Below are 26,427 nucleotides of genomic sequence, written 5' to 3'. Positions count from 1 at the left end.
ATTACTATGACTCGATATTTTTTTATTATTCCGCTGCTGCTCAGCTTGTTTTGGCTGTTGTATTTACAAGTCAATGGCTGGAGCATTAAACAGGGCTATAAAGGTTTTATTTACATTGCTGTATTCAGCGCTGTCATCGCCGCTTTTTACACGACGATGATGTTTCTTACCGGGCGTTAAACCAAAGCTAACAAAACGCCCGCAGCCACAGCTGAACCCAGTACGCCGGCGACATTTGGCCCCATCGCATGCATTAACAGGAAGTTTTGCTGGTTAGCCTGTAAACCCACCTTATTAACTACCCTTGCTGCCATAGGTACAGCGGAGACTCCGGCAGCACCAATTAACGGGTTAATCGGGTCTTTGCTGAATTTCCCCATCAATTTCGCCATTAAAATGCCGCTGGCGGTTCCAATGGAAAATGCAACAGCACCTAACACCAGAATGCCCAGCGTCTGGAAGCTGAGGAACTGATCTGCCTGCAGTTTAGAGCCCACAGCCAAACCTAGAAAGATGGTGACAATATTAATCAGTTCATTCTGAGTGGTTTTCGTTAAGCGTTCCACCACGCCAGATTCACGCATTAAGTTACCCAGGCAGAACATGCCAACCAAAGGCGTTGCTGAAGGCAAAAATAACAACGTTAGCCCCATAGCTATTAGCGGGAAGAAAAGCTTTTCACGACGAGCCACCGGCCGTAACTGCTCCATTTTTATCTCACGCTCGGCCTGAGTTGTCAGCAGTTTCATTATTGGTGGCTGGATAATAGGCACCAGCGCCATATATGAATAAGCGGCAACAGCAATAGCGCCCAATAAATCCGGTGCCAGCTTCGACGCCAGGAAAATAGCCGTGGGACCATCAGCGCCGCCGATAATTGAAATCGCCGCCGCATCGGACATCGAAAACTCAATGCCCGGTATGCCATTCAGAGCAATAGCACCAAACAAGGTAGCAAAGATACCGAATTGAGCCGCTCCACCCAAAAAGAGCATTTTAGGGTTTGCCAGTAAGGGCCCAAAATCGGTAAGCGCCCCGACGCCCATAAAAATAAGCAATGGGAACATCCCGGTGTCAATTCCAACGCTGTACACGTAGTAAAGAACTCCCCCAGGCTCAGTGAAACCACCTAAAGGGATATTTGCCAGTATTGCGCCAAAACCAATAGGTAACAGTAATAGAGGTTCAAATTTCTTTGAGATTGCTAAGTACAATAGCAACCCACCCACCAGAATCATGCTGAATTGACCAAATGTCATTGCAGCAATGCCGGTGGTTTCCCATAAAGTCTGCAGCTTCTCCATATTAACCTACCGTCACCAGAGCATCACCTACGGTCACTGCGTCACCTTCTTTTACATGAAGAGACTGAACAGTGCCGTCTTTGGGTGCTTTAATATCGGTTTCCATTTTCATCGCTTCCATTACCAAGACAACGTCGCCGGCTTTTATTGCAGCGCCTTCTTTGGCTACAACTTTAAAAATATTACCAGCTAATGGCGCTTTTATAGTTTCACCTTCACCTGAGCCACCTGATGATTCTTGCGATGCCTCCTGTGATGATTGTGAAGACTCTGCTGAAGACGATGACTTCACAGAATCGAGCTGACCCGTTGGCCCGACTTTTACATTATAACGCTTACCCTCAACCTCAACTTCGTATTGCTCGACATCTCCAGTTGCCTTTGGAGCTTGTTGCTCTTTAGATTCCGTTGTCTCTTCAGGCTCTTCTCCGGGCACCGGCTCAAAAGCATCCGGGTTATCACGGTTCTTAAGGAATTTAAGCCCAATTTGCGGAAACAGCGCATAAGTTAAGACGTCATCAACAACATCATCCGCCAGACGAATATCTTCGTCTGTCGCTTTATCTTTTAGTTCTTTAGTCAACGCATCCAGTTCGTTATCCAGTAAGTCGGCAGGGCGACAGGTAATAGGCTCTTCGCCGTCCAGAACACGCTTCTGCAGGTCTTTATTCACCTCGGCAGCGGTTGCTCCATACTCGCCTTTCAGAACCGCAGCAGTTTCTTTAGAGATATTCTCATAACGTTCGCCACTCAACACATTCAGTACAGCCTGTGTTCCCACAATTTGTGAGGTTGGCGTGACTAGAGGTATAAAACCAAGGTCTTCGCGTACTTTAGGAATCTCTTCCAGTACTTCATCAAATTTGTCCAGCGCGCCCTGCTCTTTTAACTGCCCTTCCATATTGGTCAGCATACCGCCCGGCACCTGAGCCAGGAGAATTCGTGCATCAACGCCTTTAAGAGATCCTTCAAACTTAGCGTATTTCTTACGTACGTCGCGGAAATAGCTCGCCACTTCAGCCAAGTCAGGCAGTGACAGGCCAGTGTCGCGATCACTGTCCTCAGTCATCGCAACCAGAGTTTCTGTAGGCGAGTGGCCGTAAGTCATACTCATTGACGAAATCGCGGTATCCAGCATATCGATGCCAGCGTCGATTGATTTCTGGTAAGTTGCAACGCTCAGTCCGGTTGTGGCATGACATTGCATGGCAATTGGTAAATCTGTGTTTTTCTTTAACGCACTGACCAGCTCATAAGCATCATTAGGACGCAGCAGACCCGCCATATCTTTTATGCATATAGAATCACAACCTAAGTCTTCCAACTCCTGAGCCATATTTACCCAGGTATCCAGCGTATGCGCCGGACTAACCGTATAAGACATTGTGCCCTGTGCGTGGCCATCAACGTCTTTAGCCGCTTTTATCGCTGTTTTTAAGTTACGAACATCGTTCATCGCGTCAAAAATACGGAAAACATCAACGCCATTTTCCTTTGCCCGCTCGACAAAACGTTTCACCACGTCATCGGCGTAATGCCTATATCCCAACAGGTTTTGCCCTCGAAGCAGCATTTGCTGGCGAGTATTCGGCATTGCTTTTTTCAGTTGTCGAATGCGTTCCCAGGGGTCCTCACCAAGATAGCGAATACAAGAATCAAAAGTCGCGCCCCCCCAGGACTCCATTGACCAGTAACCAATGCTGTCTAGCTTTTCTGCGATGGGAAGCATGTCGTCCAGACGCATACGCGTTGCGAGTAGTGACTGGTGTGCGTCACGCAGCACCAACTCTGTTAGTAACAGGGGTTTACTCATTATGATTTCTCCTTGTGATTCGCTGCTTTTTTGCCTTGACGGTAACTGTGTACCGCAGCAGAAATTGCAGCCAGTACCGCAGGAGTTGCTGCATCAGAGTTATTATCTTTGAGCGATGGCTGCGTGCTGGCGACAGGCTCTGGTGTTGGAATCAAGCGTTTCATAACGCTCATGGCAACGACCAATAAGCAAAGAAAGATGATGACTGCGCCCATACCGACCAGCATGAGTTGCGCAGCTTGGCTGAGCAATTCTGACACTAAGCACTCCTGATTGGTTGCTAAGGTATTGTTATAAAATTATTAAATACTATGGTAGCAAGTCACGCAAGGAGATACAGCAGTAAATAGTGGGTATTCAGAATTTTAATGAGATTAAAAAACATTCAACGGGATTAATATGAAACTAAGATAATTAAGGGAGGGGGTAGGAAAAGAATGGCGCGCTCGGGAGGACTCGAACCTCCAACCGCCTGGTTCGTAGCCAGGTACTCTATCCAGTTGAGCTACGAGCGCGTATTCAGGTTAGTAACAATATGGCGCGCTCGGGAGGATTCGAACCTCCGACCGCCTGGTTCGTAGCCAGGTACTCTATCCAGCTGAGCTACGAGCGCGTAATTGTTACTGCAAACGACTGGCGGAGAGGGAGGGATTCGAACCCTCGATAGGGCTACAAACCCTATACTCCCTTAGCAGGGGAGCGCCTTCAGCCACTCGGCCACCTCTCCAAATCGTTGTGGCGTGAATTCTAGCGATGTTGGCAATAATGTCAATCGCTTTTTTAAAAACTAGGGTTTAAGTGTGGGATAATTGACCATCTCGCGTAATTTTTCTTCATAATGGTCAAAAACATAAAAAAAGACCGGCTTTCGCCGGTCTTATCTGATCTCTTATTCTGTGTCTTGCTCATCGTCCTTTTCAGACTGAATACGCATATATATTTCTTCGCGATGAACGGAAACGTCTTTCGGGGCATTAACACCAATACGTACTTGGTTTCCCTTAACGCCGAGAACGGTGACCGAAACATCATCACCTATCATTAATGTTTCACCTACACGGCGAGTTAAAATTAGCATAAATTGCTCCTTCAATACTGTTCCGATTCTTACCGCGAATATCGAACTTTTCCCTGAACTGGCGTAAGCAGTCTACCAACACTGAGAGTGATTACACTATAACGAAGCACATACTATTTCGTTATATTTTCAACTCTTACACCGACAGCTAAAGCTGTTGCTGTAACCAAGTCGTCGCAGTGGCTAAAGCTTCATTTAGCTGCTCCGGAAGTGAGCCACCTGCCTGCGCCATATCAGGACGACCTCCGCCCTTGCCACCAACGACATTTGCAGCCTGATTCACGATATCTCCTGCTTTAACTTTAGACGTTAAATCGGTAGTAACGCCAGCAATTAAACTGACTTTATCACCGTTTGCAGTTCCCAATAGTACGATGCCTGAGCCCATTTGGTTCTTCAAATCATCAACTAATCCGCGCAAAGATTTCGGATCGGCCTGATCTAACTCTGCAATGATTGCTTTAACCCCATTAATATCAACAGCCTGAGCAATTAACCCACCACCGGCCTGCTGTGCCAGTTTCTGTTGCAGCTGCTCGTTCTTACGCTCTAATTCACGGAACTTATGCTGCAGCTGCTGGACTTTATCAACCGAGGAGCTTGGTTCTGTTTTCAACTCTCCAGCAATTTGCTGCAACACACTTTGCTGCTGTTGAGTATATCGTACGGCTGCTTCTCCGGTTACCACTTCAATACGACGCACACCAGAAGCAATACCACCCTCTGACGTTATTCTGAACAAACCGATATCGCCTGTAGCTTTGACATGAGTACCACCACAAAGCTCCATGGAGAAATCCCCCATGCGTACAACTCGTACTTGCTCATCATACTTCTCGCCGAACAATGCCATTGCGCCCGCTTCTTTTGCTTCATCAATGGCCATAAGCTCGGTTTGCAGTGGCAGGTTAGCGCGAACTTGTGCATTTACTTCACGCTCTAATTGAGCCAACTGCTCAGTCGTCACTGGTTCAAAGTGCGAGAAGTCAAAACGCATTTTGTCCGGCTCAACCAAAGATCCTTTTTGCGTAACGTGCTCGCCCAGCAAGTTTCTAAGTGCTGCATGCAGCAAATGTGTTGCCGAGTGGTTGCGTTTAATATTCTCACGACGCTCGGAATCAATTTCGGCTTTAACGCTGTCGTTGAGCTTAACCGCAGCTTTCGCTACGCCGTGGTGCGCTATCGCTTTGCCAATATACTGAGTGTCTGTCACTTCAAAGGCAGGTCCGTTGGCAACCAAAACACCTTTGTCACCAATCTGACCGCCGCTTTCTGCATAAAACGGGGTTTCTGATAAAACCACAATACCGTTTTCACCCGCCTGCAAATGCTCTACCGGCTTACCGTCTTTAAATAACTCGACCACTTTTGCCTGCCCGGCAACATCATCGTAACCGGTAAATGCGGTTTTGTTGTCAGATTTAAGCTGCTGATTATAATCCATGCCAAACTGAGAAGCCTGTTGAGCCCGCTGGCGTTGCTCTGACATCGCCTGCTCGAAGCCTTGCTCATCAATTGTCAATTCCTGTTCACGCGCGATATCCGCGGTTAAATCAACCGGAAAGCCATAAGTGTCATAGAGTTTGAATACCACATCGCCCGGTATGACATTACCTTTCAATTCGGCAATTTCGTCTGACAAAATCGCCAGACCACGCTCCAGCGTGCGCGCAAACTGCTGTTCTTCACGCTCCAGCGCGTCTTTAATAATTTGCTTTTTCTGCTCCAGCTCAGGGTACGCTTCCCCCATCTGGCGAGCCAACTCGTCCACTAAACGGAAAAAGAAGATACCTTTAGCGCCCAGTAAATGCCCGTGCCGCACGGCTCTACGTATTATACGACGCAGAACATAACCGCGACCTTCGTTCGACGGCATCACACCATCCGTTATCAAAAATGAACACGAACGAATATGATCGGCGATAACGCGCAATGATTTATTATCCAAGTCATTGGTGCCAATAATTTCAGCCGCCGCTTTAATCAGCGCCTGGAACAAATCAATTTCATAGTTACTGTGAACGTTCTGCATAATGGCAGAAATGCGCTCCAGGCCCATGCCCGTATCAATGGAAGGATCCGGTAGAGATTCTAAGGTACCGTCTGCCTGACGGTTATACTGCATGAAGACCAGGTTCCAAATCTCGATGTAACGATCACCGTCTTCTTCAGGGGTTCCCGGAGGGCCACCCCATACTTCCTCACCGTGGTCGTAAAACACTTCAGAACATGGACCACAAGGCCCGGTATCACCCATAGACCAGAAATTGTCTTTTTCACCAATACGCGAAATACGGTCTTCCGGCACACCAATGTCTTTGGCCCAGATATCGTATGCTTCGTCATCCTCGGTGAACACCGTAACCCAGAGCTTTTCAGCCGGCAGCTTCAACTCTTTGGTTAAAAAGTCCCAAGCGTACTGAATGGCTTGTTTCTTAAAGTAGTCACCAAAACTGAAGTTACCCATCATTTCAAAGAAAGTATGATGACGGGCTGTGTAGCCAACATTTTCTAAATCGTTATGTTTACCACCGGCACGCAGACAACGCTGCGCCGAAGTCGCCTTATCATAACGACGTTTATCAGTCCCCAGGAAAACGTCTTTAAATGGAACCATCCCCGCATTAGTAAATAACAAGGTGGGATCGTTACCGGGAATCATTGATGCTGAAGGAACTTTTTCGTGTCCTCGCTCAGCAAAGTAATTTAAAAATGCATCACGAATTTGGGCACTGTTCATGCTCATATTGAGTCCTACTTTTCTTAACTGAGTGACTTTAGGTCAATGTTTTAATGCTTTAAGACTATCACGAAGTAGCCGTCTAGCCTAGCGTCGTGGTCGATTGACGCAAGCGAAAATTTGCTCCGGAGTAAAGCCTCTCTGCTGTAAAAAGCGTACCTGACGATTCCATTCTTTTTCGTCTGCCGGGTCATCATCTCCAAACTTTTTCTGCTTCAGCTCTGCACACAATTCAAACCAGTCAACTTCCATGGATTCGAGCACGTCCTCAACAATGTCTGAAGCAACACCTTTTTGCTGAGTGGCCTGTGCCATGATTTTTAATCTGCCCTGCTTTTGCCCGACTTTTTCGCGAATAAAACTACCGGCAAAGCGTTCATCACTCTGCCAGCCTTCCTGTTTAAGCTCGTCAACAACACGGTTAACCATTTCTGCGGGCCATTGTTTCTGGATTAATTTACGCTTTAATTCAGTTCTGCTCTGCTCTCGCATTGCCAGCAACCGAAAAGCACTGTCACGCAGTGCTTTTTCGTCATACTCTGAACTTTCGTCCATGGTCTATACTCCAACACCTAACTATGGAATTTGGTCTAAGGATGCTTAATATGACTCAGAGTAATTCAAAATCAAGGTTTCTCTTCGTTTGTCTTGTCTTTCTTACGGCAGGATTTACCACTTTCGCTCAAGCAGACGAGCGCACCTTATCAATATCCGGTAGCGGTAGTGTTTCTGCTATTCCCGATCAGATGTCACTGACTTTCTGGATTGAGGAACGTGGCAATAAACTTAGCTCCCAAAAGTCTATGGTTGATGACACCACCAGCCGCCTGATTAACGATCTAAACGATAAAGGCGTAGAAGACAAAGACATTCGTTCTTACCAATTACAAATTTACCCCCGCTATGAACAAAACGATGACGGGAAAAGAGAACAAGATGGCTTTGTGGTTAAACGGGAAGTTCAGATCACTCTGTTAGAACCTGAAAACTACGACAAAATTATCGATTTGGCATTAGCGCGGGGAGTCACTCGCGTTGGCCAGGTTCAGTTTGAAATTAGTGATCAGCAGGGTTTGTACCAGAAAGCGCTCGTTAACGCTTATGAACAAGCGAAAAATAAGGCCGAACGTTTGGCTACCGCCGCGGGTCTCAAGCTGACAGGAACATTAAGTATCGCGGAACGTTCTATGTCACGACCGATGGTCATGCAAATGGCAGAAATGAGCAGCCGCTCAAACAAAGTGTCATTACCCGGACAGCAAACCATTGAGGCACAAGTTGAGGTTATATTCTCAACCAAAACTCTGTCGGGCGCTGACAATTAAATCGTTGCTATGTTGAATAGACAGAGTAAAATAGCTTAACAATCAACAAAATTTTAACAGATAGAGCTATCTTGTTTCTAAAAATTCAAAGTCTTTTATTTATTACTTTACTCGCTGTCACTTCATTCGTTTCAGCTCAGGAGTGGCAGCAGCAACGCGTTGATGCCAGCAGTAGCCCGGACAAATGGATAAAAAAGACTTCTGAATTAATAGAACAGTACAATAACCAGCGCCAGTTTGAAGAACTTGCAATGGCTTACGCATTGCAAGTTGAGGCCTACCGATATTCCGGCCAGGAGAGTAAAGCACATGCAGCTATAGATGAAGGCTTACGCTTTGCGGAATTGGCCGACTCAAAAATAGCAAAAACTCTGCTGAGAATTAACCAAACCTCGTATTTCTTACAACGAGGCAAACTTCGCCAGGCCAATACCAGTATTACCCACGCACTCAAAAATGCTAAAGCCTCCGGCAATAAGGATTTACAGATAGAAACCGACATCCTTCATGCGCAAGTAATGAAGAATACGGGCGATATAGCCCAGGCACTGCAAACCCTGGAAGAGCTCAACCGTAATGCCTACACGGCACACCCCAGGTTGCAGGTAGAGTTTCACGCTCTAATTGGCTCTGTTTATCTCGATGTCGGGGCAAACGAAATTGGTTTAGAGCACATTCAGGATGCACTCGACATCAGCAGAGAGCATTTGGGTCAATGGGATGTTTCAGTACTCGAATACAATTTAGCCACTGCCTATCGAGATGGGGGGAATAATGAAAAAGCCAGGCAGCATTTTGAAACGGCTTTGGAAATCAGTAAAGCCATTAAAGATGATCTTGGCGTCGCTTACGCCCTCTTCCAAATCGCCTCAATTAACATCAAAAACGGAAATTATCAGCAAGCCCTAAAACGTCTCAACAGAGCCATGCCGCAATTTAGAGCGGCCGGAGCCCACCCTATGGAGGCACGGAGCCGGCTAGCCATGGTTTCGGCTTATTTAGGTACCAACCAACTTGAAAAAGCGCTTGCTCAACTAGAAGCCGCCAATTCGGTTATTAACACATTGACTGATAACGAGTTGTACCAAACCCTTAATGAGCGTTGGTCTGAGTATTATCAGCGTATAGAAAATTACAAGCCGGCTCTGGAAAGTTACAAGACTTCCGTCGATTATATGCAGAAAGTAAGGGAGCAAACTCAGGATAAGCAAGTACAGGAAATTATGGTGCGCCTGGAAATTAAAGAACAGGAGACCACCAATGAATTACTTCAAAAAGAAAATCAATTGCAGGAGTTAGAACTGCAAGAGCAGCAAACCTCCTATTACCTGCTGGTGTGGATCATTATTTCAGGCCTTTTAGTGGTTATTATTGTTTCGGCTTTTCTGTATCAGCAGTGGCGGGCTCGTAAAAACTTCGCCGAATTGGCATTAAAAGACGACTTAACGAACGCGCCGAATCGACGTGCCATTGTCCGCATTTGCAAAAAAGGTCTGGAGCAAGCTCGCGAACAACAACGTCAGTTAGCCCTGGCCGTTGTCGACTTCGATTACTTTAAGGCAATAAATGATCAGTTTGGTCATGACGTTGGTGACCGCGTATTACAACGTTTTGCAGAAGTTGCCAAACTCAGCCTGCGTGATCAGGACAACTTTGGTCGCCTGGGAGGCGAAGAGTGGCTGCTGGTCTTTTTCGATGTCAGTAAAGAGGACGCGAAAAACATCTTCGAACGCATTACCGAAGAGCTGAACAGCAAGCCCATTAGCGGTTTGCCGAAAGACTATCGTATTACCTTCAGTATGGGCTTTACCAACGCTCACCCGGAAGATAGCTTTGATTCTCTTTATAAACGTGCGGATGACGTTTTGTTCGAAGCTAAGGATAAAGGCCGGGAGCGCCTAATCATCACCGATTAGAGCTCATCTGTTCTAAATCAGGCAAATTATGACTGATACAGTGCAAACCACCGCCCCCTAAGACAAATTCGCGTGCGTCAACGGCAATGACCTTGCGCTCCGGAAGCGCTTCGCAAACAGTCATCAAGGCTTGAGCGTCTGTGGTTAAACCAAACTGAGGTACTGCAACTAGCTTGCTCGTTTGCAAAACATTCACATAACTGCAAAGTAAAGGCAGTTCAACAGTACGTTTTAAGCTTGACGATGTAAGCTCAATCCCCTCTCTTTCTTCACTCGCAGGCAGTTGTGGAAGCGGCAAAGGTAGTGGAATGGTTTGAATGTAAGCAGGCAGTTTATCCAGTTGTTTTTTAAGCGCCTGGCAGGTTTTATAATCAGGGTGCGCGGTATTATCAGTGGCCGCATACAACAAAGTATTTGCGTCAACGAATAACGCCATATTATCTATATGCCCGCCCGTTTCATCAGCAACCAAGGCGCCATCAAAAAAGTGTAAACGCTGCCCGGGGAGCAACCGGCCTAATAAAGACGTTATCTCCAGCTCTGTCATTGCCGGGTTGCGCAGCTTAATACAGGCCAGGCCAATGAGCCAGTCACCCTGACCGTTGTGCGTAAAAGCACCACCTTCCGCAATAAGCAGGTTATTTGTTAATGGGCTTTTCAAGCGAGAACACAGACTTTGACTAAAAACTTTATCAGCAGCAATATCGTTCTGGACACCACCCCAGCCATCAAAATCAAAAGACAATGCCGCCAGCTGGCCGTCGCTGTTTAACTGCCACAGTGGCGTAGTATCGCGTAGCCAGATATCGTCATAATCAATTTCAATGCGCTGAACGGACTTAAGTGCCTCGGGTACACTGTCGCTTGTGCTCGCAGGAACAACGAGCGAAACCGGCGTGTTAGCAGACAATTGTTTTATTAGCTTTATGAGAGCGTCACGAGCTGGTTCGGCATGCTTACGCCAAACATCACTGCGGTATGGCCAGGCCAGCAACAAACGCTGGTTTTCCATAAAATCAGGTAACCAGCGCGCAGTAGTGGTCACTTACTTACCCCGTCGTTTACTCTGTTTTTTATCCAGTCTGTGACGGGCGGTGGCTTTACGAATTTTCGCAAAACGACGCTGCTTAGACTCTTCATTACGAGGGTCGAGAAAAGACTCTTTTTCCGCCGGTAAATTAACCTGAGCTCTTAACGCATTGACCTGAGGCAATGACATTTCAGCCCAGCCGCCTTGCGGCAAGCCCGGCTCCAGAGGAATATCTCCATAACGAACACGGATAAGACGACTCACCTGCACTTCCTGTGATTCCCACAGGCGACGAACTTCACGATTACGCCCTTCACTGATAGTTACATGGAACCAGCGATTCATACCATCACCACCGGCAGGCTTTATGCTATTGAAATGCGCAGGGCCATCTTCCAGTTGCACACCTTTTCTCAGGCGCTGCATCATGGCTTCATCCACCTCGCCAAACACCCGTACCGCGTATTCACGTTCAACCTGCTGGCTGGGGTGCATCAGACGATTTGCAAGTTCACCGTCAGTAGTGAACAACAACAGACCCGAGGTGTTCACATCAAGCCGACCCACAGCGACCCAACGCGCACCGCTCATTCTTGGCAAGCGATCATAAACGGTCGGCCGTCCTTCAGGATCCTTGCGCGTACACAATTCCCCTTCAGGTTTGTGATAAATCAAAACTCGGCAAATGACCTCTTCTTCAGGTTTAATCTGAACTTCGTGGCCATCAATGCGTACTTTTGCGTCGGCATCAATACGTTCACCCAATTGTGCTACTTTGCCGTTCACGCGAATCCGCCCCGCTGAAATTTTTGTTTCAATTTCGCGGCGTGAACCATGTCCAGATCGGGCTAAAACCTTTTGTAATTTCTCGGTCATTACGAATCATCTCTCTCGTTAGTCGCTGTCTCAGCGGTACGTTCATCATCTTCATCAAGTGTGTCGATATCAGGCAATTCTGATAAATCACTTAAATTAAAATCATCTAAAAAATCGTTAGTGCTGGCATAAAGCTGGGGTCTTCCCGGCACTTCTTTGTGCCCTACGACTTTAATCCAACCTCGTTCCTGCAATGTTTTCATTATTTGGCTACTGACACTTACACCACGTATTTGTTCAATTTCACCACGCGTAATGGGCTGCCGGTAAACAATTAACGCCAAAGTTTCCAACAAAGCGTTTGAGTAACGAGGCGGTTTTTCCTGCCAAAGCCCGGCTAACCTCTGTCCCAACTCCGCCCGTGTTTGAAAACGGTAACCGGAAGCCACTTTCACCAACTCAATACCACGTTCCTGGTAGTCTGACTGCAACTCTTTAAGTTGCTGCCTTATAGCCGCCAGCGAGGCCTCGCCCTCATTCAGCAGCAGCTGATACAGCTGCTCAGCCGATAACGGCTGCGGATGCGCAAACAAGGCCGCTTCAATAAGTTGTTTAAGCTGTAACGGATTCATCGTGACTGTGCTGTCTCAAACTCAGGCGAATATCACTCATAGGCTCTACTTGTGACAATTCTATCATTGATTCTTTCACAAGTTCCAAAATTGCTAAAAAACTGACCACAGCTCCGGCGCGACCTTCTTTTCGGGTAAAGAGTTGGCTAAAAGAAACGTATTTTTTATGGCTCAAAAATTCCAGTACCTGGCTCATTCGCGCTCGTGTCGATAGTTGCTCGCGCTTTATCTGGTGGTGAGCTTTTAACTCCACCTGTTGTAACACACGGCTAAAAGCGAGAGTTAAGTCTTCAAGAGTCACTTCCGGCGGCGCAGCCGTTAACCACTCGCGTGCATTACTGCCAACCTCACCCAATACAATATCTCGTCCCACCTGCGGTTGCTGATCAATATATTCAGCACCCTGGCGTATCGCCTCATATTCCTGCAGGCGTCTTATGAGCTCCGCTCTCGGATCTTCTTCTTCATCCTCTTCCTGAGGCGGTTTTGGTAACAGCAAACGGCTTTTTATTTCGGCCAGAATGGCAGCCATCACCAAATAATCGGCAGCAAGCTCCAGCTTCAGCTCTTGCATCATGTCCACATACTCAACATATTGCCGAGTAATGGCCAGAACAGGCATGTCCACAATATCGAGCTTTTGCTTGCGAATTAAATACAACAACAGATCCATCGGACCACTGAAAGTGTCGAGTATAACTTCCAGCGCATCCGGTGGTATATAGAGGTCTTCAGGCTTTTCTATAACCGGCTCGCCGCGAACAAAGCCTAAAGGCAGTGACTGTTGTTCCGCCATAATTAAACCGAATGCCTGTCTAACTGACTAAAAATCAAAAGGCTCTACGTCTCCGGAACCTTCACGACGAATGGTCGGTGCCCCCTCCGATAAATCCACAACCGTCGTTGGTTCTTCACCTTTATGGCCGCCATCAATAATTAAATTCACCAGCTTTTCCAGCTTATCCCGAATCTCTTCCGGATCAGATTCAGCCAGCATTCCTTCGCCAAGGATCAAACTGGTCGACATTAATGGTTCATTTAACTCTTCCAACAAAGCCATTGCGATACGATTCGTCGGAACCCTTATACCAATAGTTTTACGTTTAGGATTTAACAGCCGCTTGGGAACCTCTTTCGTTCCCTTTAGAATAAAAGTGTAAGGTCCGGGGGTGTTATTTTTCAGCAACCGAAAGGCATCGTTATCAACCCGCGCATAAGTCGCAAGCTCAGATAAATCACGGCACATTAGAGTAAAGTTGTGCTCTTTGTCTATTTCACGAATCTGACAAATACGGTCAGCCGCTGCTTTATCACCAATTTGACAACCAATGGCATAACCCGAGTCGGTGGGGTAAACCACCACTCCACTTTTACGAATAATCTGAACCGATTGCTGAATTAAACGTGCTTGAGGATTTTCCGGATGAATTTCAAAATATTGACTCATAATCTCACCTCAATCCTGATACTGTGACCAATGCTCCCATATTGGCACACAGTCCGCTGGTAGACAAAGATTTTTACCCAGTTCGCGCCAATTCCCCGGATAGTGAAAATCCGAGCCCTGCGAGGCTAAAAGGCCATATTCCTGGCTCATTTTCGCCAGGGCATCACGGTGACCGGGAGACTGCTGACACAAACTGACTTCCATGGCATCGAGTCCCCACTCTTTGCCCTGTATTAAAAGCTTGCGCAGCCATTTATTCGACATTTTGTAGCCATGCGGATGCGCCAGTACCGCCTTCCCTCCGGCTTCATGGATAGCTTCTATCGCGGTAGGAATATCACACCATTCAGGATTTACATAGGCACTATTGCCTTTGCCAATAAAGCGGTCAAAAGCTTTTTGTGGGTTGCTGACAATACCTTTTCGTACCATAGCGTCGGCAATGTGCTTACGTGTAGGCAAACCTTCCGCCTGGCATTCTTCTGCTGATAAACTGACACCCCGCTGATATAACTTTTTCAGCATCGCATCGAATCTATTATAGCGACGTTGCTGTTGTTCGCTCAATAAAGCCTTTAAAGGTTCCGCACTCGGGTCGATATTAAGTCCAACAATATGAATTTCAAAGCTGTGCCAGCGACAACTGATTTCGACACCGTTTACCAGCTCAATCGGCAAGTTATCATGTTCGATGAGACGACTCGCTTCTGCCAGCCCGTCAACGCAATCATGATCGGTTATCGCCAGTACATCGACGTTCTGCTCACAAGCGCGCAGCACAAGCTCTGAAACTGATAGAGAGCCATCAGAACAGGTGCTGTGACAATGCAAATCGTAAACTGGCATTAAATCTCCGCCGCCAGTTCTGTACCCTGACGAATCGCGCGTTTGGCGTCGAGCTCGGCAGCGACATCGGCACCACCAATTAGATGCACAGTCTGACCGGCCGCCTGCAGCGCGTCGTGCAAGGAGCGTTGCGGTACCTGCCCCGCACAAATAATCACATTATCGACTTCCAGCAATTGTTTTTCACCTTCACGTTCTATTTCAATACCTTCTGGCACAATGCGATGATAAGTCACCCCATTCCACATGTTCACAGACTTACTTTTTAACTCGTTGCGATGAACCCAGCCAGAGGTTTTACCTAAGCCTTTACCGACTTTGCTCTCTTTTCGCTGAAGCAACCACACCTGACGCGGGCTTTGCTCTGGCTGCTGCGGTTTCAGACCGCCACGATCAGTGTAGCTTTTATCAATCCCCCAACGCTCTGACCACTCGGGTTCATCCAGTGTCAGCGACTTCTCAGTGGTCAGATATTCAGATACATCAAAACCAATGCCACCGGCACCAATCACAGCCACTTTTTTACCCACAGCTTTGTGATCGCGTAAGACATCTAAGTAACCCAGCACATGCGGCAAATCAACACCCGGAATATCCACCTGGCGAGGACTGACACCGGTTGCCAGAACCACATCGTCGTATTTTTCTGCCAGCAACCCTTCGCAAGTCTGCTCTTTTCCAAGCTTCAAATTTACCCCGGTGTCTTCAATGCGGTACTTAAAGTAGCGCAGGGTTTCATAAAACTCTTCTTTACCCGGAATCTGTTTAGCGTAGTTAAACTGACCGCCAATTTCTTCGGACTTGTCGTACAAATCGACCTGATGACCGCGCTCTGCAGCATGACAGGCAAAGGCTAACCCTGCCGGACCAGAACCGATTACCGCAATGCGCTTTTTCTGCTCCGCCGGCTTCATGACCAGTTCCTGCTCAAAACAGGCTCTGGGGTTAACCAAACAGGACGCCCTTTTATTCTCAAAAACATGGTCCAGACAAGCCTGATTACAGGCAATACAGGTATTAATACGTTCAGACTGACCTTGTTCCGCTTTCTTCACAAACTCCGGATCAGCCAGTAACGGTCGTGCCATTGAAACCATATCGGCCTGGTTGCTTTCCAGAATATGCTCAGCAATTTCCGGCGTGTTGATACGGTTAACCGCCACCACAGGAACCGATAATTCCCGGCGCACGCGCTCAGTTATCCAACTGAAGGCGCCACGTGGTACCGAGGTGACAATGGTTGGTACCCGGGCTTCATGCCAGCCAATACCCGTATTAATAATAGTAACACCCGCCTGCTCCAGCAGTTTACCCAGTTGCAGAACTTCATCCAGCTGATGACCGTCTTCAACTAAGTCCAGCATCGACAAACGGAAAATAATAATCGATTTTTCACCCACAGCCGCGCGCACAGCTTTAACAATCTCCAACGGGAAACGCATACGATTTTCGAAACTGCCGCCCCAGTTATCATCGCGCTTATTCGTTCTTGGACACAAAAACTGGTTAATCAAGTAACCTTCCGAGCCCATGATTTCCACACCGTCGTAGCCAGCCTTCTGCGCCAGCTTTGCGCCGCGGGCATAATGCTTGATGGTGTTTTTAATCTGGCGCTCCGACATGGCTTTTGGCTTAAATGGGTTTATCGGGGCTTTTATAGCGCTGGGAGCCAAAGAAAACGGATGATAACTGTAACGCCCGGCATGCAAAAGCTGCAGGCATATTTTACTGCCATACTTGTGAACGGCGTCGGTTACCTGACGGTGTTTTCCCACGTGCCAGGGTTTGGACATTTCACTGCCAAAAGGCGCCAGACGCCCACGAAAGTTAGGGCTGATACCGCCGGTGACAATAAGACCAACGCCACCTTTCGCCCGCTCTTCATAAAAGCTGGCTAATTTACTAAAGCCATTTTTTTCTTCTTCCAGGCCTGTATGCATTGAGCCCATTAAAACTCGGTTCTTCAATGTCGTAAAACCAAGGTCCAGGGGTTTCAGTAAATTTGGGTATGATTTTTCCACGCCAACCTCTTATTTTAAACTTATTTTAAACGGGTGTTTAATTTTTCTAACTTTACTGCTTAAACCCGTTTAACTCAAGCTCAGAACGCCATTGCTTCACGCAATAAAAACCGCGAAAGCGCTATGCTATCGACTTGTATGTTCGGGGTTCCTTTGCGCACTTGTTTCGAAACCTGCTCAAAAATCGGCCACAGCAGTTCCTGTACCTGATCATTCGCGTCTTGCATTGACTGCAGGTCTTTCAATTTAAGCTGATCAACATGCACACTTAAAATAGGCTCACCTTTATCAAACAGGTTAATGGTAACGTCTTCCATCAACCACGTATCAACCCGCCAGTTTAAAGGCACCGAATTTATCTTTTGAACTTTAACACCACTCATTTGCTTTAGAAATTCATGCAAGTTTGAGCGCCCAGTATCATAATATGCGACGGTTAATTGAGCGCCGGACATCTCAATTTTTGAAATATCCACACGGCTGCTGCCAAGCGCCTGCCAATCACCCGTTAGCATTAACTGCTTAGCCAGCAGAAGTTGATTTTCAGGCTCCGACAAGGCTTTGACCCGGGTCGCAAAACGAACATTATTTACGGTCAGACCATCGGTTAACGAGTTAACCTCAAGTTCGCCTACTTCCAGGTCCGCATTTAACTGCTCCGAAGCCATTGTCTGTAGCCCCTCTTTCATCGCATCAGACAAATTCTGAGCCGCAACTGAGAAGCTAAGCAAGGGTAAAACTAACCAACAAGCCGCCCGTGTTATATTTGTAAGTTTCATTGATGACCTCATTTAAATAGGCTCCAGTCGCAGGAATAAACCCAATAATCGCATAACCTTTGACTCTTTAAAGTAATTATTTGTTAATCTGAGACAAGATTATAAAAACGGAGAACAATATTATGCGAAAGAGTCTCGCTTTAGTTGCCTCTTTATCTCTAATGGGCTGCTCAGTCGTTTCTGCCCCCGTTATTGCAGAAGAAGTACCAAATAACCACAAGCGCATGCTGCCGGTCGACACCGAAGTCGTTACCGAACACAGCGTAGAAATTAACGGCGAAACCGTGGACTACACAGCCACCGCCGGCACTCAACCCGTGTGGGATGACGAAGGTAACCCGACCGCATCGTTATTCTATACTTATTACGAACGTCAGGACGTTGATAACCGTGAATCTCGCCCAGTTGTCTACTCTTTTAACGGTGGCCCGGGCTCCGCATCGGTCTGGATGCACATTGCCTACACAGGTCCAAAGGTCCTAAACCTGAGTGACGAAGGTTACCCGGTTCAGCCTTATGGCGTGCAGGACAACCCGCACTCCATTCTCGATGTAGCTGACATTGTTTTTATTAACCCGGTGAATACCGGCTACTCGCGCGTGTTGCCAAATGAAAATGGCGAAATGCCCTCTCGCGAGAAGCAAAAAGACATGTTTTTTGGCGTTAATGCCGACGTGAAATACCTTGCCGAATGGATGAATACTTTTACTTCACGCATGAACCGCTGGCAGTCGCCTAAGTACTTAATTGGCGAAAGCTATGGTACAACGCGCGTGTCTGGCCTTGCTTTAGAGCTTCAAAACAGTCAATGGATGTACTTAAATGGTGTGATTTTAGTGTCACCAACAGACATCGGCATTGACCGCGACGGCCCGGTAAAACAAGCGAACCAGTTACCTTACTTTGCTGCAGCCGCCTGGTATCACGATGCGCTGCCTGAAGCCTTACAAAGCAAGGATCTGGACGAGTTACTACCAGAAGTTGAGCAATTCACGCTGAACCAGTACTTACCGGCACTGGCGAAAGGCGCCATGCTAACCGGCGAAGCCCGCGAGCAAATGGCTGAGCGCGTCGCTTATTATTCAGGTTTGTCGAAACAAGCAGTATTAGATAACAATCTGGCACCGAGCACCTGGTATTTCTGGAAAGAACTCCTGCGTGACCGCGATCGCACTATTGGCCGCCTTGACTCACGCTATTTAGGCCTTGATGAGAAGCGCTCAGGCGACCGTCCCGACTACAACGCCGAGCTGACGTCATGGTTACATTCGTTTACGCCGGCTATTAACTACTATCTGCGTGAAGAATTAGACTTTGTAACCGACATTAAATACAACATGTTCGGTCCGGTTCATCCTTGGGATCGCTCAAATAACAACACAGGTAAACAGTTACGTCAGGCCATGGCGCAAAACCCTTATCTGAATGTGTTAATTCAGTCAGGTTACTTTGACGGTGCAACTAACTACTTCGATGCGAAGTACAACATGTGGCACTTGGATCCTAGCACCCAAATGAGCGACCGTATCGACTTTAAAGGTTACCGTAGCGGTCATATGATGTATCTACGCCGTGCCGACCTGGAGAAGGCGAATGATGATTTACGCGAATTTATTCGTAAATCTGATTCAAAAGGCAAACCGGCAGAATATAAATAGAAAGTATAAATAAAGAATCTAGACAGAAATAAAAACAACTATTGACAGACTTTCGCGCAAGCGTTAGTTTGTCAGCATTAAATTGAATTAAGAGAGCTATACAACTTATGTTTTTACGCACAACAACACAACATTGGTGGTGGCACTTCCCAAACGAGCGGGTGGTGTAGTTGTGCGTGTAACGTAAATAGCTTCACTTTGAAAAACCCGCTCCTTTGAGCGGGTTTTTTATTGCCGTTTCACTGGAGCAGGTTTGAACAACAACAACAAGAGAATACGAGGTCTGAGGTGAAAAACCTGACAACTGAACAAAACGGCAATTTAGAAACACTGCGAGTATCACTGCCTTATCAGGCGGAGCCACTAAAGGTATTTCAGAATACTTGCAGCACACAAGGTGAACATTTACTGCTGGACTCAGCCGATATTGGCACCAAGCAACAAGTAAAGAGCTTGCTCCTGATTGATGCGGCGTTAAGAATTACCTGTAACGACCAGCAAGTCACTATTAATGGACTGACCGACAACGGTGCTGCCCTGCTCAGCTGGATTGAAGAGCAGCTCAGAGACAGCGCCGCCATTGAGAAAGCGCCTGAACAACTGACATTAACCTTCAGTGCGGCCAATACACCGCTTGATGAAGACTCCCGCTTGCGTCAAACCAGTAACATGGAACCGCTTCGGTTGCTGCAGCAAAAACTCAATAAAGCCAACGACACAGCAAAACGGCATCCGTTTTCGGTTTTTCTTGGCGGTGCTTTCGCCTATGACTTTGTTGCCAGTTACGAGCAGTTACCCGAAGTTGAAGAAGGAGAAAACAACTGCCCTGACTACGTCTTTTATCTGGCGGAAACCTTGCTGATTATTGATCATCAGCAGCAAACCACTGAACTGCTTGGCAGTGTGTTCAGCGGTAAAGGCCACGACCAACGTTATCAGGCTATGAGCCAGCGAATAGGAGAATTGGCTGCACGTTGTCAGTTACCGGTAATAGAACCCCAGCCTCAGCCGGTTGATGTACAAGTAACAGCGACACCCTCAGCGGAAGAATTTGCACGCATTGTTACCCGGCTAAAAAAAAACATTGTCGCGGGCGATATTTTTCAGGTGGTGCCGTCACGACGTTTCAAAATGCCCTGCCCCGATACGTTAGCCGCTTACCAGCAATTGAAAAAGAATAACCCCTCGCCCTATATGTTTTTTATGAGTCACCCAGACTTTTCCCTCTTTGGTGCCTCACCTGAGTCCGCATTGAAATACCAGCAGGACACCAATCAGGTAGAACTTTACCCTATAGCCGGCACGCGTCCGCGCGGGAAAAGCGCTGATGGCAGCATTAATCCGGATTTAGACAGCCGCATGGAACTGGAACTGCGCCTAGACCAAAAAGAACTGGCAGAGCATTTAATGCTGGTTGATTTAGCCCGCAACGACTTAGCCCGCATAAGCGAAACCGGCACTCGTTACGTTGCAGACCTACTTCAGGTTGACCGTTATTCTCATGTCATGCATCTGGTGTCGCGCGTGGTGGCAAAACTACGAGACGACTGCGATGCGCTGCATGCTTACCGTGCCTGCATGAATATGGGCACCTTGGTAGGTGCACCCAAAGTAAGCGCAGCGACTCTCATTCGTCAGGTAGAGAAGCAACGCCGCGGCAGCTATGGCGGCGCTGTTGGGTATCTGGCCGGGAATGGCGACATGGATACTTGTATTGTTATTCGCTCCGCTTTTGTTAAAAACAACGAAGCCATAGTGCAAGCCGGTGCTGGCGTGGTGCATGACTCGGATCCGGCCAGCGAAGTCGCCGAAACCGAGAACAAAGCTAAAGCCGTTATCCTGGCAATTCAGCAGGCTCACACTTTACCTGACCAGGAGGCGATATAATGACTCAGTCAGCTCGTATCGTACTGATAGATAACGTCGACTCGTTCTCGTACAACCTGGTGGATGAGTTGCGCCAGTTAGGCTTTCCCTTGGTCGTTTATCGTAACCAGCTGGCAGCAGCCGATGTGATTGAACAGCTGGAAAGTTACAGTGGCCCTCAACTGGTCTGCTTGTCACCCGGCCCCGGGCACCCGGCAAACGCCGGCAACTTAATGGAAGTGATCCGATACTGCAGCGGACGTATACCCATGCTGGGTATTTGCCTCGGCTTTCAGGCGCTCATTGAACACGCCGGTGGCCGCGTGGATACCTGTGGGGAAATTGTTCATGGCAAAACCGCTAAGGTCGACACTGTGACGCATCCGGTATTTACCTCCGCAACCGATAACAACCAATGTGTTGTAGCGCGCTATCACTCATTAAGTGGTTACGACCTTCCGGACACAGCGAGGGTAATAGCCAGTTTGGATGGCCCTGACGATACTATTCCTATGGCGGCTGAGTTCTTCGGTAAAGAAGAAAACAACACCAATGCTATTGGTTTTCAGTTTCACCCTGAATCGCTTCTAACGCCAAAGGGAAAGCAATTACTTAGCAACAGTATTCAGTATTTATTAACAGGAGCAAAGCCATGAAAGCCCTACAAACTCTGATGTCTGGTGAGGCTCTGACACAAGATCAAACCCGTGAGTTCTTCCAGCGCTTAATTAAAGGCGAGCTCAACGATATTCAGGTATCCGCAGCGCTTATCGCTATGAAAATGCGGGGCGAAACCCCCGCTGAATTAGCTGGCGCCGCGGAAGCCATATTATCCGCAGCGAAGCCATTTTTACGCCCCGACACCACGGTCATCGACAGTTGCGGCACCGGCGGCGATGGCAGCAACACCATCAATATTTCTACGACGGCGGCTTTGGTTGCTGCCAGTATGGGTCTGGCTGTGGCCAAACATGGTAATCGCAGTGTGTCTTCACGTTCTGGATCGGCCGATGTACTCGAAGCACTCAGACTTCGCGTTAATCTGGACCCGTCGGATGCCTCGACTCAGTTGGCCGACAATGGTTTTTGCTTCTTATTTGCTCCACATTATCACCCGGGCATTAAGCATGCGATGCCGGTAAGACAAACGCTGAAAACACGCACCTTATTCAACCTGATTGGTCCTTTAGTTAACCCCGCGCGCCCCGATGCTCAACTGCTTGGCGTTTATAGTGAGGAATGGGTAAGGCCAATGGCTGAAACCCTGCAACGACTGGGGCTTAAACGTGCTATGGTCGTGCACGGAAGCGGGCTGGATGAACTGGCTTTGCACGGCCCAACGCGAGTTATTGAACTGCGCAACGGCAAACTTAACGACTACCAGATGACACCTAGTGACTTTGGTGTTCCCAGCGCCCCGCTTGACGAATTAAAAGGCGGTGACGCTGACTTTAACGCTCGTATTCTGGAAGACATTCTTGCCGGAGGCGGTAGCCCGGCCCAGCGCCACTCGGTTGCAATGAACGTTGCCGCTTTGCTGTATTTAAGTGGACAATACAGCGATATGAAAGCCGCAACCGCAGCAACGCTGGAGCATTTAGACACCGGCCAGGCACTCTTGCATTTACGTCGCGTACAAGATGCTCAGGAGACGTACCATGTCTGAGACCATTAATTTAAAAAAGAACGTACTTAAAACCATTGTTGAGCGCAAAGTTGAGCAAAACAAAGCTCAGGCTGAACTGATGCCGTTAGCGGAAATTCACTCTCAACTCAGTCCGAGTGACCGCAGCTTATTTGAAGCTCTGAGCAGTAAGCATGCAGGCTTTATTCTGGAATGTAAAAAAGCCTCTCCCTCAAAAGGGTTAATCCGGGCTAATTTTGACGCACCGCAGTTGGCAAAAAGCTACCAGCCGTATGCTGCAGCAATTTCCGTATTAACTGAGCCTGAATTCTTTCAGGGCCGGTTAGATTATCTGACCGCCGTGCGCCGACAAGTGACCCAGCCGGTTTTATGCAAAGACTTTTTTATTGATGAAGAGCAGGTTTATCGTGCCCGTTACTTTGGTGCAGACGCTATTTTGCTTATGTTATCAGTCCTGGATGATACACAATATATCGCCCTGCGAGATATCGCCAAATCGCTCGCGATGGATGTACTCACTGAAGTTGCCAACGAAGAGGAAATGAAACGTGCGGCAAAACTGGACGCAAACATTATAGGAATTAACCACCGCGACTTAACAGACTTGAGCATTGACCCGAAACGCAGTGCGCAGTTAGCTCCGTTGGCTCCCCCAAATGCTTTACTTATTGCAGAGTCAGGTTTTGCTGAGCACGCCGACATTCGCCGGGTTGCCCCTTTTGTTAACGGCTTTCTTATCGGCAGCGCATTGAGCGCCCAGCCGGACGTTGATTTAGCCTCCCGCAAACTGCTTTATGGGCAAAATAAAGTTTGCGGCCTGACTCGCGCTGAAGATGCTATAAACGCACGTTCTCAGGGTGCGGTATTCGGGGGGCTGATATTTGTTGAGCACTCTCCCCGCTGCGTGACCCAGGAGCAGGCGAAGAAAATAACAGCAGAAGCCCCTGGCCTCGAGTACGTCGGTGTTTTTGCCGACCAACCATTAGAAAGCTTAATCGACACGGCTAAAAAAATCGGGCTTTCCGCTATTCAACTGCATGGTCATGAAGATATCGACTATGTGGTTCAATTACGTCAACAATTGCGTCAGGCCGATCTGGAAGCAGTAAAAATATGGAAAGCCTTAGCTATTGAAAGCCCGGCACAATTGCCGGATCTTCCGGTTGACGCTTTTGTTCTGGACAACCGCGGTGGCGGCAGCGGCAAGGCTTTTAACTGGGAGTTGCTGGAACCATTAAGTACTGAAGAACGTCAACGCTGTTTGCTAGCCGGGGGGATTGGCCCCGACAGTATTGCCAGTGCAATTGAATTAGGCTTTGCCGGAGTGGACATCAACTCACAAGCCGAATGGAAACCCGGCATTAAAAACAGCCGAAAAGTAGCTCAAACATTCACGAAAATCCGCCATTATGGTCGTTTTTCAGAAAGTCATCTTTTAAACAAGAATACCCAACAGGAGGCTGTATGAGTCAGTCATTACCCGCTTATTTTGGCGATTTCGGCGGCCAGTTCGTTCCTGAAATCTTGCTACCGGCATTAGAGCAGTTGGAGCAGGCCTTTATCGAAGCGCAGCAGGACGAAGAATTTCAGGCTGAGTTTCGCGGATTACTGAAAAACTACTTAGGCAGACCGACACCACTGAGTTTGTGCCGTAACCTGCCGCTGAACAGCCCGAATAAAACCAAAATTTACCTTAAACGTGAAGACTTACTTCATGGCGGCGCCCACAAAACCAACCAGGTGCTGGGACAAGCGTTACTGGCTAAGCGCATGGGCAAAACGCGCATTATCGCCGAAACCGGCGCCGGACAGCACGGTACCGCAACAGCCCTTGCCTGTGCCCTGCTGGACCTGGAATGCATTATTTATATGGGCAAAAAAGACGTTGAGCGCCAGCAGCCCAATGTTTTTCGCATGGAATTAATGGGCGCAAAAGTGGTACCTGTGGACACCGGCAGCGGTACGCTGAAAGATGCGGTCAATGAAGCTCTGCGTGACTGGACTGCAAGTTACCCCGACACCCATTACTTATTAGGGACAGCTGCAGGCGCACACCCCTTCCCGACTATAGTGCGTGAATTTCACCGCATGATTGGCGAAGAAGCTAAAGCCCAGATTATAGAGCAGGCGGGTCGCTTACCGGACGAAGTTATTGCCTGTGTCGGCGGCGGCTCCAACGCTATTGGCATGTTCGCCGATTTTATCGACGAAGAGGGTGTTGATCTAGTGGGTGTTGAGCCCGCAGGTAAAGGCGTGGAAACCAAGCAGCACGGCGCCACACTGGCTGCAGGTAAACCCGGAATTTTGCATGGTTGCCTGTCGTTTCTAATGCAGGACGGCGAAGGACAAATTGAAGAGTCCTATTCAGTATCAGCCGGTCTGGACTACCCTGGCGTGGGCCCTCAACATGCGCATTTAAAAGCAAGTGGCCGCGCGCGTTACGAGTCAGTAACCGATGAAGAAGCGCTGGAAGCCTTTAAACTGCTCTCCCGTCATGAAGGCATTATTCCTGCGCTGGAACCCGCTCATGCGCTGGCTTACGCGCTCAAACGGGCCGCCGAACCGGACGCTCCGGAAATATTATTACTTAACTTATCCGGCCGCGGCGATAAAGACATTGACCACGTACGTCGTATTTTTAGTGCTCAGGAAAATGCTGAAGTTAGCGCGAAAGGAGAACAAAAATGAGCCGGTATGAAACCTGTTTCGCACAGTTAAAAGCTAATAACCAGGGTGCCTTCGTGCCTTTTGTCACGCTTGGTGACCCAACTCCCGGGCAAAGTGTGGAAGTTATCAAGGCTCTTATTGATGGCGGTGCCGATGCACTGGAACTCGGCCTGCCATTTTCGGACCCGGTTGCCGATGGCCCCATGATCCAGCGGGCAAATTTACGAGCCTTAGAGTCGGGAACAACCTTTAAACACATTTTAGAGATTTTAAAGGAAGTTAGAGACTATTCACCACAGATACCGATAGGTTTATTGGTTTACGCAAACCTCATCTACGCGAAAGGTGTTCGCAACTTTTATCAGCAAATGAAAGATGCTGGCGTAGATTCAGTACTTATTGCTGATGTTCCGACCAAAGAAGCCAAGCGCTTCGCCGACATAGCCAAAGAAATTGGAGTTGAAGCGGTGTTTATTGCGCCACCAGACGCCAGTGATGCGCTGTTAATTGATATTGCGAAGCAATGTGCCGGCTATGTTTATCTACTGAGTCGCTCAGGGGTTACCGGCGCTGACACACAAATGCAGGCACCTGCGTCGGAACTGATTAACAAACTGAAGGAAGCCGGTGCGCCACCGACGTTGCTTGGGTTTGGTATATCCCAGCCTGAACATGTTCAGCGAGCGTTAGCAGCAGGCGCAGACGGTGCCATTAGTGGCTCGGCTGTGGTTGCGCTTATCGAGAAAAACCTCGACAATAATGCGCAGCAAATAGCGGACCTGAAAGCTTTTGTAAAAGGTATGAAGGCCGCAACCCAATTGTCTTAAAGTTGCCACCGGAGTAG

24 protein-coding genes, 3 tRNA genes and 1 other annotated feature are annotated in these 26,427 nt (G+C 48.0%); of the genes, 10 read left to right on the top strand and 17 right to left on the bottom strand.

Annotated elements, in window-relative coordinates:
- Positions 1 to 6 precede the first annotated feature (6 nt).
- The gene (locus Q5L94_RS11740; protein WP_317498580.1) at positions 7 to 180 is read left to right on the top strand and encodes a hypothetical protein; all 174 of its coding nucleotides are present in this window, start codon (positions 7 to 9) and stop codon (positions 178 to 180) included.
- Here Q5L94_RS11740 and Q5L94_RS11735 read toward each other — a convergent pair.
- The 9 genes from Q5L94_RS11735 to Q5L94_RS11695 all read right to left on the bottom strand — a co-directional run bounded on the left by Q5L94_RS11735 (position 177) and on the right by Q5L94_RS11695 (position 7,490).
- A complete protein-coding gene (locus Q5L94_RS11735) occupies positions 177 to 1,304 on the bottom strand; it encodes a sodium ion-translocating decarboxylase subunit beta (RefSeq protein WP_317498579.1) in 1,128 nt (375 codons plus the stop codon). The two genes, Q5L94_RS11740 and Q5L94_RS11735, sit on opposite strands and share 4 nt — an antisense overlap.
- Before the next feature lies 1 nt (position 1,305).
- Positions 1,306 to 3,117, bottom strand: coding sequence for a sodium-extruding oxaloacetate decarboxylase subunit alpha (gene oadA, locus Q5L94_RS11730; RefSeq protein ID WP_317498578.1), 1,812 nt, complete (start codon positions 3,115 to 3,117; stop codon positions 1,306 to 1,308).
- A complete protein-coding gene (locus Q5L94_RS11725; protein ID WP_317498577.1) occupies positions 3,117 to 3,377 on the bottom strand; it encodes an oxaloacetate decarboxylase subunit gamma in 261 nt (86 codons plus the stop codon). Before Q5L94_RS11725 ends, oadA begins: the two co-directional genes overlap by 1 nt.
- 178 nt (positions 3,378 to 3,555) lie before the next feature.
- Positions 3,556 to 3,632, bottom strand: a tRNA-Arg gene (locus Q5L94_RS11720).
- Between the two features lie 21 nt (positions 3,633 to 3,653).
- A tRNA-Arg gene (locus Q5L94_RS11715) sits at positions 3,654 to 3,730 on the bottom strand.
- Between the two features lie 21 nt (positions 3,731 to 3,751).
- Positions 3,752 to 3,844 (bottom strand) — tRNA-Ser (locus tag Q5L94_RS11710).
- Between the two features lie 162 nt (positions 3,845 to 4,006).
- The gene (gene csrA / locus Q5L94_RS11705) at positions 4,007 to 4,195 is read right to left on the bottom strand and encodes a carbon storage regulator CsrA (protein WP_317498576.1); all 189 of its coding nucleotides are present in this window, start codon (positions 4,193 to 4,195) and stop codon (positions 4,007 to 4,009) included.
- Positions 4,196 to 4,343: 148 nt separating this feature from the next.
- Positions 4,344 to 6,941 (bottom strand): alanine--tRNA ligase, encoded by a 2,598-nt coding sequence (alaS, locus tag Q5L94_RS11700; RefSeq protein ID WP_317498575.1) that lies wholly within the window; start codon positions 6,939 to 6,941, stop codon positions 4,344 to 4,346.
- 81 nt (positions 6,942 to 7,022) lie between these two features.
- A complete protein-coding gene (locus Q5L94_RS11695) occupies positions 7,023 to 7,490 on the bottom strand; it encodes a regulatory protein RecX (protein WP_317498574.1) in 468 nt (155 codons plus the stop codon).
- Between the two features lie 50 nt (positions 7,491 to 7,540).
- On the opposite strand from Q5L94_RS11695, the gene Q5L94_RS11690 reads away from it, so the two are divergent.
- The gene (locus Q5L94_RS11690) at positions 7,541 to 8,260 is read left to right on the top strand and encodes an SIMPL domain-containing protein (RefSeq protein ID WP_317498573.1); all 720 of its coding nucleotides are present in this window, start codon (positions 7,541 to 7,543) and stop codon (positions 8,258 to 8,260) included.
- Positions 8,261 to 8,331: 71 nt separating this feature from the next.
- Positions 8,332 to 10,176: a diguanylate cyclase gene (locus tag Q5L94_RS11685; RefSeq protein ID WP_317498572.1), complete on the top strand. Its 1,845-nt coding sequence runs from the start codon at positions 8,332 to 8,334 to the stop codon at positions 10,174 to 10,176.
- On the opposite strand, the gene Q5L94_RS11680 is transcribed toward Q5L94_RS11685, so the two are convergent.
- From Q5L94_RS11680 to Q5L94_RS11645, 8 genes are all read right to left on the bottom strand, one after another.
- The gene (locus Q5L94_RS11680; protein ID WP_317498571.1) at positions 10,166 to 11,221 is read right to left on the bottom strand and encodes an agmatine deiminase family protein; all 1,056 of its coding nucleotides are present in this window, start codon (positions 11,219 to 11,221) and stop codon (positions 10,166 to 10,168) included. The genes Q5L94_RS11685 and Q5L94_RS11680 overlap by 11 nt on opposite strands.
- The gene (gene rluB / locus Q5L94_RS11675; protein WP_317498570.1) at positions 11,222 to 12,082 is read right to left on the bottom strand and encodes a 23S rRNA pseudouridine(2605) synthase RluB; all 861 of its coding nucleotides are present in this window, start codon (positions 12,080 to 12,082) and stop codon (positions 11,222 to 11,224) included. It abuts the gene before it with no gap.
- Positions 12,082 to 12,654 carry an SMC-Scp complex subunit ScpB gene (gene scpB, locus Q5L94_RS11670; RefSeq protein WP_317498569.1) on the bottom strand — a complete coding sequence of 191 codons (573 nt, stop codon included), beginning with the start codon at positions 12,652 to 12,654 and terminating at the stop codon, positions 12,082 to 12,084. Before scpB ends, rluB begins: the two co-directional genes overlap by 1 nt.
- Positions 12,635 to 13,450 (bottom strand): ScpA family protein, encoded by an 816-nt coding sequence (locus tag Q5L94_RS11665; protein WP_317498568.1) that lies wholly within the window; start codon positions 13,448 to 13,450, stop codon positions 12,635 to 12,637. Before Q5L94_RS11665 ends, scpB begins: the two co-directional genes overlap by 20 nt.
- A gap of 27 nt (positions 13,451 to 13,477) precedes the next feature.
- A complete protein-coding gene (locus Q5L94_RS11660; protein WP_317498567.1) occupies positions 13,478 to 14,101 on the bottom strand; it encodes an L-threonylcarbamoyladenylate synthase in 624 nt (207 codons plus the stop codon).
- 9 nt (positions 14,102 to 14,110) lie between these two features.
- A complete protein-coding gene (locus Q5L94_RS11655; RefSeq protein WP_317498566.1) occupies positions 14,111 to 14,947 on the bottom strand; it encodes a PHP domain-containing protein in 837 nt (278 codons plus the stop codon).
- Positions 14,947 to 16,968 carry an NADPH-dependent 2,4-dienoyl-CoA reductase gene (locus Q5L94_RS11650; protein WP_317498565.1) on the bottom strand — a complete coding sequence of 674 codons (2,022 nt, stop codon included), beginning with the start codon at positions 16,966 to 16,968 and terminating at the stop codon, positions 14,947 to 14,949. The genes Q5L94_RS11655 and Q5L94_RS11650 overlap by 1 nt, the downstream gene beginning before the upstream one ends.
- A gap of 80 nt (positions 16,969 to 17,048) precedes the next feature.
- Positions 17,049 to 17,747 (bottom strand): hypothetical protein, encoded by a 699-nt coding sequence (locus Q5L94_RS11645; RefSeq protein WP_317498564.1) that lies wholly within the window; start codon positions 17,745 to 17,747, stop codon positions 17,049 to 17,051.
- Positions 17,748 to 17,869: 122 nt separating this feature from the next.
- On the opposite strand from Q5L94_RS11645, the gene Q5L94_RS11640 reads away from it, so the two are divergent.
- From Q5L94_RS11640 to trpA, 7 genes are all read left to right on the top strand, one after another.
- Entirely contained in the window at positions 17,870 to 19,405 is a 1,536-nt protein-coding gene (locus Q5L94_RS11640; protein ID WP_317498563.1) for a S10 family serine carboxypeptidase-like protein, read from the top strand.
- Positions 19,406 to 19,533: 128 nt separating this feature from the next.
- Positions 19,534 to 19,638: a sequence feature (Trp leader region), on the top strand.
- 55 nt (positions 19,639 to 19,693) lie between these two features.
- Positions 19,694 to 21,292 (top strand): anthranilate synthase component 1, encoded by a 1,599-nt coding sequence (locus tag Q5L94_RS11635; protein ID WP_317498562.1) that lies wholly within the window; start codon positions 19,694 to 19,696, stop codon positions 21,290 to 21,292.
- Positions 21,292 to 21,927 (top strand): anthranilate synthase component II, encoded by a 636-nt coding sequence (locus Q5L94_RS11630; protein ID WP_317498561.1) that lies wholly within the window; start codon positions 21,292 to 21,294, stop codon positions 21,925 to 21,927. Before Q5L94_RS11635 ends, Q5L94_RS11630 begins: the two co-directional genes overlap by 1 nt.
- Positions 21,924 to 22,937, top strand: a complete 1,014-nt coding sequence (gene trpD, locus Q5L94_RS11625; protein ID WP_317498560.1) for an anthranilate phosphoribosyltransferase — start codon at positions 21,924 to 21,926, stop codon at positions 22,935 to 22,937. The genes Q5L94_RS11630 and trpD overlap by 4 nt, the downstream gene beginning before the upstream one ends.
- Entirely contained in the window at positions 22,930 to 24,384 is a 1,455-nt protein-coding gene (trpCF, locus tag Q5L94_RS11620) for a bifunctional indole-3-glycerol-phosphate synthase TrpC/phosphoribosylanthranilate isomerase TrpF (RefSeq protein ID WP_317498559.1), read from the top strand. Before trpD ends, trpCF begins: the two co-directional genes overlap by 8 nt.
- A complete protein-coding gene (gene trpB, locus Q5L94_RS11615) occupies positions 24,381 to 25,604 on the top strand; it encodes a tryptophan synthase subunit beta (protein WP_317498558.1) in 1,224 nt (407 codons plus the stop codon). Before trpCF ends, trpB begins: the two co-directional genes overlap by 4 nt.
- Entirely contained in the window at positions 25,601 to 26,410 is an 810-nt protein-coding gene (trpA, locus tag Q5L94_RS11610) for a tryptophan synthase subunit alpha (RefSeq protein ID WP_317498557.1), read from the top strand. The genes trpB and trpA overlap by 4 nt, the downstream gene beginning before the upstream one ends.
- Positions 26,411 to 26,427 lie beyond the last annotated feature (17 nt).

This window comes from Idiomarina sp. Sol25 (assembly GCF_033052775.1).
Lineage (GTDB): Bacteria > Pseudomonadota > Gammaproteobacteria > Enterobacterales > Alteromonadaceae > Idiomarina.
The sequence above is the reverse complement of the archived record's forward strand: the minus strand, read 5'-3'. Positions and strand labels throughout refer to the sequence as shown.

What these genes read in the sequence shown, in the direction of transcription:
- trpCF (WP_317498559.1), top strand. Translation starts at nt 22,930, where the DNA reads ATGTCTGAGACCATTAATTTAAAAAAGAACGTACTTAAAACCATTGTT.
- trpA (WP_317498557.1), top strand. Translation starts at nt 25,601, where the DNA reads ATGAGCCGGTATGAAACCTGTTTCGCACAGTTAAAAGCTAATAACCAG.
- Q5L94_RS11645 (WP_317498564.1), bottom strand. Translation starts at nt 17,747, where the DNA reads ATGAAACTTACAAATATAACACGGGCGGCTTGTTGGTTAGTTTTACCC.
- Q5L94_RS11690 (WP_317498573.1), top strand. Translation starts at nt 7,541, where the DNA reads ATGACTCAGAGTAATTCAAAATCAAGGTTTCTCTTCGTTTGTCTTGTC.
- Q5L94_RS11740 (WP_317498580.1), top strand. Translation starts at nt 7, where the DNA reads ATGACTCGATATTTTTTTATTATTCCGCTGCTGCTCAGCTTGTTTTGG.
- Q5L94_RS11665 (WP_317498568.1), bottom strand. Translation starts at nt 13,450, where the DNA reads ATGGCGGAACAACAGTCACTGCCTTTAGGCTTTGTTCGCGGCGAGCCG.
- trpB (WP_317498558.1), top strand. Translation starts at nt 24,381, where the DNA reads ATGAGTCAGTCATTACCCGCTTATTTTGGCGATTTCGGCGGCCAGTTC.
- Q5L94_RS11655 (WP_317498566.1), bottom strand. Translation starts at nt 14,947, where the DNA reads ATGCCAGTTTACGATTTGCATTGTCACAGCACCTGTTCTGATGGCTCT.
- trpD (WP_317498560.1), top strand. Translation starts at nt 21,924, where the DNA reads ATGAAAGCCCTACAAACTCTGATGTCTGGTGAGGCTCTGACACAAGAT.
- Q5L94_RS11735 (WP_317498579.1), bottom strand. Translation starts at nt 1,304, where the DNA reads ATGGAGAAGCTGCAGACTTTATGGGAAACCACCGGCATTGCTGCAATG.
- rluB (WP_317498570.1), bottom strand. Translation starts at nt 12,082, where the DNA reads ATGACCGAGAAATTACAAAAGGTTTTAGCCCGATCTGGACATGGTTCA.
- Q5L94_RS11630 (WP_317498561.1), top strand. Translation starts at nt 21,292, where the DNA reads ATGACTCAGTCAGCTCGTATCGTACTGATAGATAACGTCGACTCGTTC.
- csrA (WP_317498576.1), bottom strand. Translation starts at nt 4,195, where the DNA reads ATGCTAATTTTAACTCGCCGTGTAGGTGAAACATTAATGATAGGTGAT.
- Q5L94_RS11695 (WP_317498574.1), bottom strand. Translation starts at nt 7,490, where the DNA reads ATGGACGAAAGTTCAGAGTATGACGAAAAAGCACTGCGTGACAGTGCT.
- Q5L94_RS11660 (WP_317498567.1), bottom strand. Translation starts at nt 14,101, where the DNA reads ATGAGTCAATATTTTGAAATTCATCCGGAAAATCCTCAAGCACGTTTA.
- scpB (WP_317498569.1), bottom strand. Translation starts at nt 12,654, where the DNA reads ATGAATCCGTTACAGCTTAAACAACTTATTGAAGCGGCCTTGTTTGCG.
- alaS (WP_317498575.1), bottom strand. Translation starts at nt 6,941, where the DNA reads ATGAGCATGAACAGTGCCCAAATTCGTGATGCATTTTTAAATTACTTT.
- Q5L94_RS11640 (WP_317498563.1), top strand. Translation starts at nt 17,870, where the DNA reads ATGCGAAAGAGTCTCGCTTTAGTTGCCTCTTTATCTCTAATGGGCTGC.
- oadA (WP_317498578.1), bottom strand. Translation starts at nt 3,117, where the DNA reads ATGAGTAAACCCCTGTTACTAACAGAGTTGGTGCTGCGTGACGCACAC.